The 14,671-nt window shown below is 38.5% G+C and carries 10 protein-coding genes and 1 pseudogene; 1 reads left to right on the top strand and 10 read right to left on the bottom strand.

Features of this window, described 5'->3' with window-relative positions; all coding sequences use genetic code 11:
- Positions 1-25: 25 nt before the first annotated feature.
- From parC to G8761_RS17940, 5 genes are all read right to left on the bottom strand, one after another.
- On the bottom strand, positions 26-2,464 hold the full coding sequence (gene parC, locus G8761_RS17960) for a DNA topoisomerase IV subunit A (protein ID WP_166029178.1): 2,439 nt from the start codon (positions 2,462-2,464) through the stop codon (positions 26-28).
- On the bottom strand, positions 2,461-4,446 hold the full coding sequence (gene parE / locus G8761_RS17955; RefSeq protein WP_166029176.1) for a DNA topoisomerase IV subunit B: 1,986 nt from the start codon (positions 4,444-4,446) through the stop codon (positions 2,461-2,463). Before parE ends, parC begins: the two co-directional genes overlap by 4 nt.
- A 463-nt stretch (positions 4,447-4,909) precedes the next feature.
- Positions 4,910-5,323, bottom strand: a complete 414-nt coding sequence (locus G8761_RS17950; protein ID WP_166029174.1) for a CoA-binding protein — start codon at positions 5,321-5,323, stop codon at positions 4,910-4,912.
- 814 nt (positions 5,324-6,137) lie between these two features.
- On the bottom strand, positions 6,138-6,614 hold the full coding sequence (locus G8761_RS17945; RefSeq protein WP_166029172.1) for a CarD family transcriptional regulator: 477 nt from the start codon (positions 6,612-6,614) through the stop codon (positions 6,138-6,140).
- 779 nt (positions 6,615-7,393) lie between these two features.
- Complete coding sequence (locus tag G8761_RS17940; protein WP_166029170.1) at positions 7,394-7,873, bottom strand: DinB family protein; 480 nt, start codon at positions 7,871-7,873, stop codon at positions 7,394-7,396.
- A 345-nt stretch (positions 7,874-8,218) separates the two neighbouring features.
- Here G8761_RS17940 and G8761_RS17935 point away from each other — a divergent pair, with 345 nt between their 5' ends.
- Positions 8,219-8,467, top strand: a complete 249-nt coding sequence (locus tag G8761_RS17935; protein ID WP_243450075.1) for a hypothetical protein — start codon at positions 8,219-8,221, stop codon at positions 8,465-8,467.
- Positions 8,468-9,599: 1,132 nt separating this feature from the next.
- Here the strand turns inward: G8761_RS17935 and G8761_RS17930 are convergent.
- The 5 genes and pseudogenes from G8761_RS17930 to G8761_RS17910 form a co-directional block, all read right to left on the bottom strand.
- Positions 9,600-10,565: a carbon-nitrogen hydrolase family protein gene (locus tag G8761_RS17930; RefSeq protein ID WP_166029165.1), complete on the bottom strand. Its 966-nt coding sequence runs from the start codon at positions 10,563-10,565 to the stop codon at positions 9,600-9,602.
- Between the two features lie 155 nt (positions 10,566-10,720).
- Positions 10,721-11,719 (bottom strand): ornithine cyclodeaminase family protein, encoded by a 999-nt coding sequence (locus G8761_RS17925; protein WP_166029163.1) that lies wholly within the window; start codon positions 11,717-11,719, stop codon positions 10,721-10,723.
- A 16-nt stretch (positions 11,720-11,735) separates the two neighbouring features.
- Positions 11,736-12,071 (bottom strand): annotated as a pseudogene (locus G8761_RS27345) (aminotransferase class III-fold pyridoxal phosphate-dependent enzyme); the annotation flags it as partial.
- Positions 12,072-12,252: 181 nt separating this feature from the next.
- Positions 12,253-12,423 carry a hypothetical protein gene (locus G8761_RS17915; protein ID WP_166029159.1) on the bottom strand — a complete coding sequence of 57 codons (171 nt, stop codon included), beginning with the start codon at positions 12,421-12,423 and terminating at the stop codon, positions 12,253-12,255.
- A gap of 1,252 nt (positions 12,424-13,675) precedes the next feature.
- Positions 13,676-14,671 (bottom strand): IS110 family RNA-guided transposase (locus G8761_RS17910; RefSeq protein WP_166029157.1); only part of this gene is annotated, 996 nt, incomplete at its 5' end.

The following is a 14,671-nucleotide window of genomic DNA, read 5'->3' as shown; positions in this document are numbered from 1 at the left end:
AATTATCAGGCGGCCATTCAATTCTTTATTTTTGAATACTTATTGGTTCTTCAGCCTTCCAAATTTGAACCGCTTTTCCGCTGTCTGACTCATCAATAAGGAACGAGCCATTTGAGTAGCGATCGCTATTTTTTAGATCTGCTGCTTTAAAGGATTCGATCTGTCCTTTTTCTGTCTGAATAAAAATTTCATCCTCTTCTGTAACAGTCTCAAAACCAATAATTTTATGAGGGTTGGCTTTTAGCTCGCGAAGAATGACAAGACCGCGTTTAGCTCGCGAAGATTTCTCGAATTCTTTTAATTTCATTTTCTTAACGGCCCCTCGCTGGGTAGAAACTAAGATGGAGATTTTAGTTTCGGAATCAAAAACTTTGCCTGCTATGATATAATCCCCGTCTTTAAGGTTCATGCCTTTAACTCCAGCAGCCCGGGCGCCAACAATGCTGATTTCCTCCTCATCAAACCAGAGGGCATAGCCATAATGACTGACCATAAATACTTCCTTTTTGCCATCTGTGAGGTGAACGTCTGTAACCCTGTCATCATCCTTAAGATTGATAGCCGTTAATGATTTTGAATACCTTTGAGCTTTATAGTGTTTTAGCTCCGTCTTTTTAACCATTCCATTTTTCGTAACAAAAACCAGGAAAGCATCTGTTTCAAAATCTTTAATTGGTAGTGCATGAATCAGCTCGTCATCTCGGTCAATTGGAATAATATTCGCTACATGCTGGCCAAGGTCCTTCCATCGTATGTCAGGGAGCTCATGGACCGGCATATATAAGTAATTACCTTTGCTTGTAAATAGAAGAAGGACGTCCTTCGTATTCATTTCCAATGTCGCAAGTATTCGATCCGAATCCTTCATGGCAAGGTCCTGACCGTTCGAAGCAGCAAAAGATCGCTGGCTGGTTCGCTTGATATAGCCTTCTTTCGTAATCGTTACTACTACGTCTTCACTTGCTATCATAACATCAAGATTAATTTTAATTTCTTGGATTTCTGCTTCGATTTTGGAGCGGCGCTCATCTGCAAAACGCTTTTTAACGTCTTTTAAATCTTTTTTAATAACAGAAATCAGCTTCTTTTCACTTCCCAGGATGGAAGTAAGTTCGTCAATCTTTTTAGCCAATTCTTCTGCCTCTGCTCTCAATGCAGTGATGTCTGTATTAGTCAAACGGTATAACTGCAAGGAAACAATTGCTTCCGATTGAGGTTCTGTGAAAGCAAACTTTGCCATCAGATTTTCCTTTGCGTTACGTTTATCCTTAGACGCACGGATCGCTGCAATCACTTCATCAAGGATGGAAAGTGCCTTCATTAATCCTTCGACAATATGCTGGCGCTCACTGGCTTTCTTTAGTTCGAATTCTGAACGTCGGGTAATTACTTCTTTCTGGTGGGTAATATAGGCATCAAGCAAATCATTTAAACCCATTAATTTAGGGCGCTTCTTATGGATTGCAACCATATTGAAGTTATAAGTTACCTGAAGATCACTGTTTTTGTATAAATAATTAAGAACACCTGCAGCATCGGCATCTTTTTTCAGTTCAATGACAATTCTAAGGCCTGTCCGGTCTGTCTCATCACGAACCTCTGAAATACCTTCCACTTTGCGGTCCAATCTGAACTCGTCCATTTTCTTAACAAGATTAGCTTTATTTATTTCATAAGGGATCTCTGTAACAACAATTTGCTGTTTCCCCCCGCGCAAATCCTCTACATCAGCTTTACCGCGGATGATAATTTTTCCTTTTCCAGTTTCATAAGCCTTTTTAATCCCATCCAAACCTTGGATAATGCCCCCGGTCGGGAAATCTGGACCTTTTACAACCGTCATTAGCTCATCTACTGTGACATCTGGTTTATCCATTTTCATGATAACCCCGTCAATTACTTCTCCAAGATGGTGCGGCGGTATTTCAGTTGCATAACCGGCAGAAATACCTGTAGAGCCATTTACCAGCAAGTTGGGAAACATTGCAGGCAGTACAGTAGGCTCCTTGGAGGTATCGTCAAAGTTCGGGATAAAATCAACTGTCTGTTTCTCAATATCCCTTAGAAGCTCTGTAGAAATAGCTGATAATCTTGCCTCTGTATAACGCATGGCAGCCGGAGGATCCCCGTCAACACTTCCGTTGTTTCCGTGCATTTGAACAAGTACGTTACGGACCTTCCAATCCTGGCTCATCCTTACCATCGCATCATAAACTGAAGAATCACCATGCGGGTGATAATTACCAATTACGTTACCAACTGTCTTTGCTGATTTACGGAAGCCTTTTTCATGAGTGTTGCCTTCTACATGCATTGCATATAGTATTCTTCGCTGTACAGGCTTCAAGCCATCCCTTGCATCAGGGAGGGCGCGTTCCTGGATAATGTACTTACTGTATCTTCCAAATCGGTCGCCTAGTACATCTTCAAGAGGCAAGTCACGGAATTTTTCTGGTGTGCTCATTCAGTTTCCTCCTCTGCGACCATAATGTTTTCATTCTCTAAAATAGTATCAATATCGTCGTCATCTTCCAGGCCAAAAGCTACATTGGATTCAATCCACTTTCGGCGAGGCTCTACTTTATCACCCATAAGGGTTGTCACACGTCTTTCGGCCCTTGCAGCATCATCTATTTTAACACGGATTAAAGTCCGTGTTTCAGGATCCATGGTGGTTTCCCATAATTGGTCGGCATTCATCTCGCCAAGTCCCTTATAACGCTGGATAATATAACCTTTGCCGACCTTCTTCATAGCACCTTGAAGCTCATCGTCATTCCAGGCATATTCAATGACTTCTTTTTTACCCGTACCTTTACTTACCTTATAAAGCGGCGGCAGGGCAATAAAGATTTTTCCTGCTTCCAAAAGTGGTTTCATATAGCGATAAAAGAAAGTCAGAAGCAAAACTTGGATATGTGCTCCGTCTGTATCAGCATCAGTCATGATAATAACTTTTTCGTAGTTCACATCTTCCAGGTTGAAATCTGTACCGACACCTGCTCCAATAGCATGAATAATCGTATTGATTTCTTCGTTTTTAAAAATGTCCGCAAGCTTAGCTTTCTCTGTGTTAATAACCTTACCGCGAAGGGGAAGAACTGCCTGGAAACGTCTGTCTCGGCCCTGTTTTGCAGAACCGCCAGCAGAGTCACCCTCTACCAGGTAAAGTTCATTTCTTTGTGGGTTTCGGGATTGGGCAGGTGTAAGTTTGCCCGATAAAACAGCTTCAGACTTTTTACGTTTTTTGCCGCTTCGCGCATCCTCACGGGCTTTCCGTGCTGCCTCTCTAGCTTGATAGGCCTTAATTGACTTACGGATTAGAAGGGAACTGATATCTGGATTTTCTTCAAAGAAATAAGCCAGGTGCTCTGAAACTACTGAATCAACTGCAGACCTTGCTTCGCTTGTACCTAATTTTCCTTTTGTCTGTCCTTCAAACTGCAATAGCTCCTCAGGAATTCTGACACTGATAATGGCTGAAAGACCCTCACGGATATCGGCACCATCGAGGTTCTTATCCTTTTCCTTAAGAAGGGATACCTTTCTTGCATAATCATTAAATGCCCTTGTCATAGCTGTTTTCGAGCCTGCTTCATGTGTACCGCCATCCTTTGTCCGTACGTTGTTAACAAAGGAAAGGATATTCTCCGAGTATCCATCGTTAAATTGGAATGCAAACTCTACTTCGATTCCATTTTGAGTTCCTTCAAAGCTTACAACCGGGTGAAGTACATCTTTTTCCTCGTTTAAGTACTCTACAAAAGCTTCGATCCCGTTTTCATAATGGAATACTTCATGAAAATCGTTTCGGTCATCATTGATTTCTATTTTAAAACCTTTAAGAAGGAAAGCGGATTCTCTTAACCTCTCACACAGTGTTTCATAATTATACGTAGTCGTTGAAAAGATGGTTGGATCCGGTTTGAAATGGATGGTTGTACCCGTCTGATTGGTTTTCCCGATCTTCTCAAGAGTTGTTACAGGCTTTCCACCTTTTTCAAATCTTTGCTCGTAGACAAATCCGTCTCTTTTAATTGTTACTACAAGCCACTCTGAAAGTGCGTTTACAACGGATGCACCTACGCCATGCAAGCCTCCGCTCGTTTTATATCCGCCCTGGCCAAACTTTCCGCCTGCGTGAAGAATAGTGAGAATAACCTCAGGTGTTGGTTTGCCGAGTTTATGCATTCCGGTCGGCATTCCCCGTCCTTTATCAATAACACTGATTGAGTTATCTTTATGTATTCTGACGATGATTTGATTGCCAAAACCAGCCAGTGCTTCATCGACAGAGTTATCTACTATTTCATACACCAGGTGATGGAGGCCGCGGGAATCCGTGCTTCCAATATACATGCCTGGCCGTTTGCGGACTGCTTCCAGGCCTTCCAATACCTGAATGGCATCATCATTGTAATCAAATGCTTGCTGTGTTCTTGCCACTAAAAATACCCCTTTCATTACTTCCAAAAAAACTAACATTCAAAAAAAGATTTTCAAATAAAATTTCCGTAAATGTATTCGTTCAAATAAAACCGTTTTCCTTTATGTTGGCAAGGAAATTTACGGCTAAGAACTTATGTTCGCGATTCTATTGTACCATAAGTTCACAAAGGTCTATGCTCTATTGTATCGATTTATTTCAATTTGGCAAAGGGTTCTTGAAAAACAACTTAATTTTGTAATATGGAGAAATGGCTTAATAAGAGCCTTTTTTAAATAAACAAGCAAGTGTGAAGAACTTCTTAATCGGCTTTTAAGCACAACAATACAAGGCCTTGGAAATCAACAAAACAAGAGGTAGAATATCCTTTGTTCTATGCAATATTTGCAGATTTTCTAAATAAAATTCATTTTTGCCAAATAAAAAAGCATGAGAAGGAAAATCTCATGCCACTCACCTTACTTATCTTGTCAGAGCATATTCTACTTTAATACAACGATCCATTACAACCGTATATCCTTTTTCCTTTAAAAAATTGTAAGCTTCTTCGTTAGCAAGTCCCAGCTGTGACCAGTAAACATCTGCGTCAACTTGAGCGAATTCCCTGGCAACCTCCATTAATTGTTCGGAACGTCGAAAAACATTTACAATATCAATATGGCCTTCAATGTCTTTTAAAGACGGCACCGCTTTTACGCCGAGAGCCTCTTTGATTGTAGGATTTACAGGTATTATTTCATAACCGGCTTTTTGCATAACCTCAGAAACCATATAGGATGTTTTAGCCGGATTGTCACTAAGGCCTACTACAGCAATCCGCTTTGCTTTGTTTAGAATTTCTCCTAATTCAGCCCTTGAAGGGATTTCAATCGACATACCAGTTCCTCCTTTTAAAGCTTTCATATTAAAGCACTATATTTATTCTACCTGTTTTCAAGAAAAAAATCATAAACTAAGTATAAGGTGATTTTTTCTTTAATTATACTATTATTCATTTTGGCTGTGTTAAAGCTTATCCCTGGTTTAGCGTGGACAGAAGCCGCTTCTAGGGTCTAGTCGCTGGAGTTCGAATGCTCCCTAACCTCCCGCGGAAAGCGTGCGTTTAGAATATCAAATTGTACGCGTTGCCCTTCATCAAAGGATTTAAAACCGTCCCCAGTAATCTTTACTATTGTTATGTAAATGAAATAATAAATGGTTTCCTGGTCTGGAAACCATTTTTGTAGTTGACCATTCGGTGTTACCAATTCGTTTTTCTCTTTTACGTAAAGAAGATAAACAATTACTAATCACTGTCCCAGTAGATGTAAAAAATTCTTAAAGATAGAAGTGAGATGGATTGTTTTTTCTTCTCGAAATAATGACTTAAATAATATATTGTATACCTAAAACAATGAAAGCCCTACCTCTCTTTCATCCTTACGGCTCCTTGTCCGTGCCAGTGTGAATCAGGATTGCAAAAATCAAGTGACTATTTTATCGAGTTGTTTGATGAAACTTCAAACGTTCGTAAAGGAAATTTAAATAATAAAAATGGATTAGATTGTAGAAATAACAAAAGAGGTTAATGCTCTAAAGGTGTGTTGGAGAAGTTGAATGTCTTTGAAAAGATTTACTTTTAATAATAAATATATTCCCAAAAAATTCAGGATATTTTCGGGGAGATGTAATACATTATCTTAAATTAACCTTAACAGAAACTTTTTATTTGATTTTCAGTAATCCCTTTAATTAATCCCAGTTCACTAATCAAAAATTCATGTGCGTTATCTAACATTTTTTTTTCGCTTGTATTAAGTGCTTTTTCTTTCTTCATACGCATTAAATCACGTACAACTTCAGTACATTCTTGTATTTTACCCGTTTTTATTTTGTCCGTGTTCACTTTATACCTTTGTTTCCACGGCAGTAATCTATCTGATTCTCCATGATGAAAAATGTTTATGATGTGTTTTAATGCAATTATGTCAGTAACAGGGCGTATACTTGAACTCAATATTTTACCCGTAGGAATCATGACTTGCATATTACCGATTAACATTTTTATGACATAATACTGTTGTTTTTCCCCTGAGATTTCCTTTTCTTCTATGGTTTTAATTATACCTACACCGTGCATTGGATAAACAATGTTATCGCCAATTTGATACAAATAATCCACCTCCATATATGGTAACCTTCTTAACCTTAACATATATATTATTTTTTAACAAATTTATAATAATATCATAAATTTATTTTCAGTGTCAACTAATTTTTCTTAAAAAATCAAAAAAAGCAAAAACAATAGGAATCGTGTCGGATTACCAATAAAGGGAAGGTTAATTTACCCGCGTATGTCAAATTTGCTATTGTATTTCCACAGCTTTTTTATGTTTTAGTTCGATTACTCGATTGTATATATATGAAGACTGTGATAGTCTTTGTTGACATAGTGTTTTATCCTATGTAAGGGAGAGTACGCTATGGTAAGTGAATTTGAATGCTTACTATTTATTAAAGAACTTGGACGTTTACTAATTGAACTTAATAACTGTAGCGATAACCAAGTTCGGAACAACATCCAACAAGATATTTTCTTACTTCGCAAAGCGTTAGTCAGTATGTCTGATTAACGCTTTTTTTAACACCTACTCGAAAGATCCAAGGAGGAATGATTTATGCTGAATGTATTAAATAAAGTGGGATTATTAAAAAACCTACACATGCCAGTCGAACATTCCGAGTTTCGATTAATCAGTTGTAATTGCCTTTCAGCAATCCTCCTATTTCGTGCTTTGGCACTTATAAGGAAACGTTTCGCACAGTACATTCTTTCACAATCTTTTACTTTCATAATAAAAAAGGGTTGCCCTATCAACCATAAGCGATTCCAAAAAGACCTGCCTTTTGTCCTTTTGATACTAGGAAGGTTTGCCACTAAAATATCCCCTGATTAAAGATTCTTCAATTGTTGGATCCTTCAATTGCCCGTTGAATCGCATAAATAACTCCCGTATGCATTCCTTCATGGTGTAAACTAAACGCGAGAATTTCTCCGATTGTTTCCATCATAAAACCAATCCGTACAAAGGGTTTTATTGCTTTTTCCTGCAGACGGTTGCCGAGACATTCCTTTATGTAAGCTGTTTGCTTTTTTAATTCATAGGATAAGGTTTGCAACGTTGGAGGTTCTACTTGCCATTCGCTTGGTCTCGTCCGATTGCCAAATAAGGTGACAAATTCTAAAGAAAGTTGTTGCGGTAATCCTGCAAAGTTCGAAGCAAGCTGATCCTGAACAATTAAAATATGACCAACGTTCCAACGAATCGTATTGTTAAATCCCTTAGGTATAATATCAGCCACGTCTTCTGTAGTAGATTCCAACTTTTGGAGAGTAATGGCTCGAACCACTTCCACTTGTCTCAGCAACATATCGTTCGTCATAATACCCCGCCCCCTATGAAAGAAACGCTTTTAGTTGCTCGAGCCGGACTAATCGTTTTCCCATGTGGGAGAATGGTTTCATCAATATCTAAGATTACCTTTGATGTCATACAAATAAACTCCTAAATCATTATGTAATTGTTTTATATCACATGTTAACTAAAAAAACTAATCAAAGGCAACCATCTTATCATAATGTTTTGCTACAAGTTTAAATATAATGAACCATGACCTTATTTTAAAAGAAAAGAGGGTTATGGGATGAAGTGTAAAATACATCGGTGTAATTGTCGTAATATTTGGTCTATACAGAATCGAAAAAAGAAGATAACGGTTAAATCTATTTTGCTTAACGGCAATTGGATGACAGAAGTAAAACCTGATCGAAGATTAGACCCAAAAGGATTTGTCATTACTAACGACACTCAGGACATTATCACAGATCCCCCGATGGAATTACTAAACCAATTTAAAAAAGTAACAAAGTTAATTTATAATAAAAATACCGTTGAGTTTAATATTAAATTTGGAGAATTTTTATGGTTTGCGGAAGATGGAAGCTGTTATTTGTTAAATAAGATGCATGAGATGTAGCTGGGCAACCCCTGCTGCATTTTCATTTATTTAGAGCATCTAAATATGGTACTACAGATTATATTAGCGTTTGAAACTAAAGACAATAAATGATTCGATTTCAAAAGAGACCATCTTTACCCACTAAATCCAATTAACCTTCTTAAAGTAACCTGCCCCGTTAGCCATCCATGCAGCACAAAATCAGTGCTGCACCACAGAGAATGAAAATGGGTAGGAAGTGTCAATACTGATACTGACCTTAATCCAGTCCACGCCACTCCATAGACTTATTAATTAACGCTCTCCTCTTTTTTTTATCGATTGAGCAGGGTCTTCTTAAGTATTGTCATTTTTTCCAATCATAAAGAAACTTATTTTCATGGTAGTTTAAGTGAAAATCATCACAATCTCTTTACCTATAACAATTTTCATTACAGTATGTTATTCCATTAAATGGCCCGTTTGCTTAATAAGAGAAAATCCATGTATCTTTAGTCTATCGATATTTTTATCTGGTTTTGGCTGGAGGTTTACGCTTCATTGTTTCTTCCTACATCACAAAAAAGTAAAAACAGTTAAAATTTACTACATTTTTGAAATGTATTTGAATACCAAAAGACTTTTAACCTATTCTTTCACCGTTTCAAAAGTCGTTTCTAGTAGGTTTCTATGTGAAATTTGTAGTAATTTAGGTCTTTTGATTCACAATCCCATCCCCAGGATATTTTCTAGTGTTTTTTCGGACAAAATTCATGATTACCCCAGAAATAATGTTTCGTTACAATTTAAAGCAATTTAGCCAGCTTATTTCGCTATATTTCGATTTAACGTCATAATCGATGGCATGTATAAGAGACCATTTTTTACTTTAAAGATTATTAATCGATTTAGTATTATTATCATTTTCATGTTCCAATTCTTTTCCACTTTTCGAGATATTCATTCCCCAAACTAATCATAAATGATCTCCTTTCATCTTACTTTATTTCAAGCAGACATAACAAAAGGATTAGGAATCATCAGATTTCCATCCAATTAATCCCCAACCCTTTTACAATTATCTTTATTTATCCTTACTTTTATGCTAATACAAACATCTTGCCCTTGAGTTGTAATTTTATATCTACAAATCCACAAAGACCCGCTCATTTCAATACGTTCGATTAATCCACTTCACATTCTCTTTTTTCTCTTCATTTACCAGTAGTTGAAATACATCAGGTCTTGCAAAGTGACCTACCACATCAAAATCAAATCGGCTGTAAGCAATTTCACGCAAATCAAGATCAGCTATGAGAATGTCTTCATGGCCATATACCGGTTTTTTAACATATTCACCCATGGGACCGACAATCGCACTGCCTCCTGTACAGATCTCATCGGGAGAAGATGCCAGCTCATCATAACAGGCCAAATCAGTGGGGAACATATCCTTTGTAACATACTGATTGCAGGATAGAACAAAGCACCTTCCTTCGAGGGCGATATGGCGAATGGTAGATTGCCAGACTTCCCGGTCATCTGCTGTAGGAGCTATATAGATTTGAACTCCTTTCGCGTACATCGCCGCTCTAGCTAACGGCATGTAATTTTCCCAGCAAAGCAGCGCCCCTATTTTACCGTAGGGCGTATCAAATACCGGCAAAGTACTGCCATCTCCTTCTCCAAAGATAAATCGCTCTGCACCGGTAGGCTTTAATTTGCGGTGTTTGCCAAGCAATGCCCCATCCGGCCCAAAAAACAATGCCGTGCAATAGAGGGTCCCTCCACTATATTCATTGTCTCTTTCAATTACTCCGATCACAAGATAGACACCTGCCTTGCGGGCTGCTTCTCCTAAAATTTCTGTCGTGCCACTTGGGACGGATACCGAGTTTTCCCAGTAACGAAGCCAATCTTTTCGTCCTTCCGGGGATCGTGCCCCTACCTTCGTTCCAAAGGAGAGCTCAAGTGGATAAGCAGGAATAAAAGCTTCAGGGAATACGACAATCTTAGCTCCACTTTCTCCTGCTTGTCTTATTAACGAAACGGCCTTTTCCGTACTAGCTTCCCTATCCATGATGACAGAAGCAGCTTGGACGACAGCCACTCGTACGCTTTGCTGTTGGTTATTCATTTCTCGATCCTCTTTTCTAAATGGCTGAACTTATGATTAGAGTGGCAAAATTTTGCTCCTCATCCTAAAAGTCAATAAGTTTGATATTAAAAGGTAGATTACAATTGTTGACGGGCGTATGTACCCTCAGAGAATATTAGGTTCCCATCTTCAATTTATCTAATGGGAAACACTTGAAATTCACCAGACTTTTTTATGTCTTTATATATTTCATTAGCTATCCCGATATCTGTAGAGCCTATTCCAATCAAGCATGCACAAATAATCTCTTTCTCGTTTTCTCTGCCTTTTTTTCTATTTGTAACAATTTCGGGAAGTTCAGCATAGAGATTTTTCTCGGTTAGATGCCCAGCTTCTATGAGTTTAGTTAGCTCCCCGCGGTGAGTGTTTTGCTCCCAATGATCGACCACAAGTTTGTCTGCTGTTAAAGGGATTGTCTCGTCCAATTCTTGGAACGAGCCCACCGAGATAACAAGTGAACCTTCTTGTAGCCATTCTTTCATAACTAGTGGCGTATTAGCTGTCGTGACTGTTACAATGATATCTGATTCTTCTACAACTTCCTGATTCGTGTCGGCCACGACAACTTCAATATTCAGCTCTTTACTCATTTCTTCCGCAAATGCACTCGCAACCTCTTTATTTATATCAATGATTTTGGCCTTTTGGATTGGGGCTACTGCCGCGATAGCCACCAAATTTGTCCTGGCCTGGATGCCTGCACCGATAATTCCGACAACGCTGGCGTCTTTTTTAGCTAAGTATTTAACCGCTACGCCCGTTGCAGCACCAGTGCGGTAATCCGTAATATAGCTTCCATCCATAAGCGCTAATAACTCACCTGTTCTCGGATCATTCAGTAAAATGGTACCACTGATATACGGAAGTCCTTTGGCCCTGTTCCCTTCAAATCCACAAACCCACTTTATCCCCGAAATATCCATCTCTTTTCCAATGTAAGCCGGCATTGCGTTGAAAGACCCACCATATGGCGGCCATTCATTTCCTTCTCCCAAATCTAGAGTAATCTTGGAAGGCATAAGCACTTGATCATTTCCATGTACACTAAAAATTTGCTCTACGATATCAATGATGCGTTCCATGCTTAAAGCATTCTTTACTTGATTTTGTGAAATCAACATAACATCTGTCAATTTATCCCACTCCTCTTTAATTGATAAAAATATGAATCTCTCTTTCGTATGCATATAAAGCCTCATCCAGCATTTGCAGACCTTCATCGATCTGCTCTTGGTTAACCGTTAATGGCGGAATCATACGGATCACTTCTCCAAAGTTACCGCATAAATAAAACAATACCCCCTTCTCAAGGGCAAGATCGAGAATTCTTACTAATCCCTCACCATTCGGTTCTTTTGAATCTGAATGTACGATTTCAATACCGATCATGAGTCCAACAGAACGTATGCTGCCAATGACAGGTTCAATTTTTTTTTTTACTCTCTCCTTCTCACCTTTCATTTGAATCAGGTATTTTTCCATCTCTAATAACTCCGTTACATCATGGGAGTAACTGACAATACGAAATATCTCTTTATTTGCATCAAAGACAGGAATTCCTGTAACCAGTAGCTTTTTTCCATTGCGTGTTGTTTGAACAAAGGTTGTTTTTTCATTGTTTTTTAGGACCATCGGAACAGCAAGAGGAGTAAATAACCCTTCCTTTTCAAGGTGATATACCGATTTCCCAATAAGCTGTTCTGTCTTTACACCGTATTGAACCAGTTACCTCACTAACATTGAGAATAACTCCATTCGTATTGGTCACCAAAATGTCATCCTTAAGTGAGCGAAGAATCGTTTCATATTCGTTCCATGTTTGCTTTTGAAGGGTCATAAGCTCCAGTTCCTTTCCCATTATTCAAAATTGAATATTAATTTCCTTCGTTTTATTTAAACCTCTATTTTATATAGAATACTCTAAATATTCAGTTTTGGATATAATATACAATACTTAATATTTACCTTGAGTTCTGCAAAAGTTTGTCATGAAGAATACTGTCTTTAAATAACACTCTTTAGATGCTTATGTCGAACAAAGAAAATAAAAAAGGACTTCTCTTTTTAATGTTGATACCACAAATCTATTTCAAATAAGAAGCATCAATTCATCGGAAACCTTCTCTTTCATATAGTCAATTCTTTTTTGCTCGGTGCCTTAAACTCACAAAAACACAAAGGCATTATTTATTGACATTTATACACGAGATTCCTGAAAGAACCTCCCTGGTGCCTAACCGGGACCCGCCGGCACATTCAGTTTATGATGAATAAAATTAAAAAGCTTTGGGTCAAGCAAGGCGACCTCGGTCCCCTCACTTCTTTGATTATTGAAGACACTTAATCCAAGAAGGACCGGTTTATCCCCAGAATAGAAAGATGAGCCGTACACTTTACCACAGGACGGGAAAGTGTACGGCTCATTGTGTGGTAACCTCTCATGTTTAAGCGAAGGACATTCCTTTGCCTTGGATTTCCGCTCCTATTTTCGCGAGATCTACTGCCATGAAAATGGCCTTGTGTTTAAAGGTAATAATGACTTGGCCATTGAGATGATTAACGCGTACCATTCCCCAACAGACGAACAGGTTTACGTCTTGGTGATCAGCTGGTAAACGTGATCGATGCGTGCAACACGAAAAGGTCGTGTTCAACAATCTGCCCGCTTTTTGAATAACTGTTTATCAAGACTCTTCAACTCCCTCAGTTTAATACGATTTTCTAGCAAATACTCGCTTATTCGCAGGATTTCATAACCCTTTATAGAAAGGAATCGATTAAAAGGTAATGAGTTCAGATAATAATAGCTCGTGGAGGCATAGTCAAATAAAGGAGTAATAAAAAACTCCATATTTTACCATATGATGTACATTCTCCACACCGCCCCTGGAGGTTTACCCTCCCATGTCTCAACGGGTCCATTGGCCCTTTCATTCCTTCGTCATACCTATCCAAGGGGTGGAGGCCAGTTATGCTAACCTGATGGGTCAGAGCCCTTTTGTTGAAGAAACCTGGTACTCCGTACATATTTAAAATCCTGCGAATAAGCCAACATTCGTTATCTAGCTTTATAATAATTTCTTATACTTTTAAGCTGCTTGCGGTAATAGGGATTGAAGTTTATCCGGAGAATAGGCCTCGTTTCGTCTTGACATTCCTACAAATATCCTCGCCAGTTTGCCTATTAGTTTCATGATCGACTTCATTTTTTTTATTTTTTTCACCTTAACATTATGAGAGTGGATGGCTTTGAATTCTGGATTGTTCATCACAAGGCTCATAGTCGCTAGGTAGAGGAAACGCCGCAGCCTGGATCTTCCCCGTTTGGAAATCACAATTTGCCCCTTCCACTTTCCTGAACTTGCTTCGGCCAGATGCAGGCCAGCGTGACGGAGGAGAGAATTGCCGTGAGAGAATCCACTCAAATCTCCTGCCTCTCCTAATATGCCAGCTAATGATACTTCACTAATACCTTTTATCATAAGAAGTTTCTTCGCATAAGGAATTTTTTGGAGTACTTCGGTTACTTGACTTTCAACTCTTTCGAGTTGCTTTACAGTCAAATCATATTCCTCTAACAGCTGTTCCAAATGGAATTCATAAGCATCAAGTGCCTGTAGGGAACCAATGGATCTCTTAGCGACTTGAACAAGTAATTGCGCTTTTTTCAATCCAGGCTGCCTTTTCATGATCGACTTCCACTTTGTGACCAACTCATCAGGTTTCATGAAACGGAGTTTCGTTGGCATTGGAAATAAACGAAGGGTGGCGATAGCTCCTTTAGCAGTAACATCTTTGAATACTTGTCTGAGTTCTGGAAAGACAATATCAACCCATCGATTTAATTGATTAATAGAACTAACTAGACGTTTCACCACTACATCCCGGTTAGACATTAAGACTCTTAGTTTTTCAAAGGATTCCGGGGTATTCCTTACAAATGAGTAGTAGCCATTATTTACCATATCTGCAATAACGAGTGCATCTTTTTTATCACTTTTTGATTGAGTATTATCCCGGTTTTCTTTATTTCTTTTCACTGAGTAAGGGTTTACCGTTACGACCTCAATATTATGATTAAATAG

The sequence above is a fragment of the Neobacillus terrae genome, assembly GCF_011393025.1.
Taxonomy (GTDB): domain Bacteria; phylum Bacillota; class Bacilli; order Bacillales; family Cytobacillaceae; genus Neobacillus_A; species Neobacillus_A terrae.
The sequence above is the reverse complement of the archived record's forward strand: the minus strand, read 5'-3'. Positions and strand labels throughout refer to the sequence as shown.

Excerpts from the sequence above, each read along its gene's own strand:
- G8761_RS17950 (WP_166029174.1), bottom strand. The coding sequence starts at position 5,323 with ATGTCGATTGAAATCCCTTCAAGGGCTGAATTAGGAGAAATTCTAAAC.
- G8761_RS17940 (WP_166029170.1), bottom strand. The coding sequence starts at position 7,873 with ATGACGAACGATATGTTGCTGAGACAAGTGGAAGTGGTTCGAGCCATT.
- parC (WP_166029178.1), bottom strand. The coding sequence starts at position 2,464 with ATGAGCACACCAGAAAAATTCCGTGACTTGCCTCTTGAAGATGTACTA.
- G8761_RS17945 (WP_166029172.1), bottom strand. The coding sequence starts at position 6,614 with ATGGAGGTGGATTATTTGTATCAAATTGGCGATAACATTGTTTATCCA.
- G8761_RS17930 (WP_166029165.1), bottom strand. The coding sequence starts at position 10,565 with ATGAATAACCAACAGCAAAGCGTACGAGTGGCTGTCGTCCAAGCTGCT.
- G8761_RS17915 (WP_166029159.1), bottom strand. The coding sequence starts at position 12,423 with ATGACCCTTCAAAAGCAAACATGGAACGAATATGAAACGATTCTTCGC.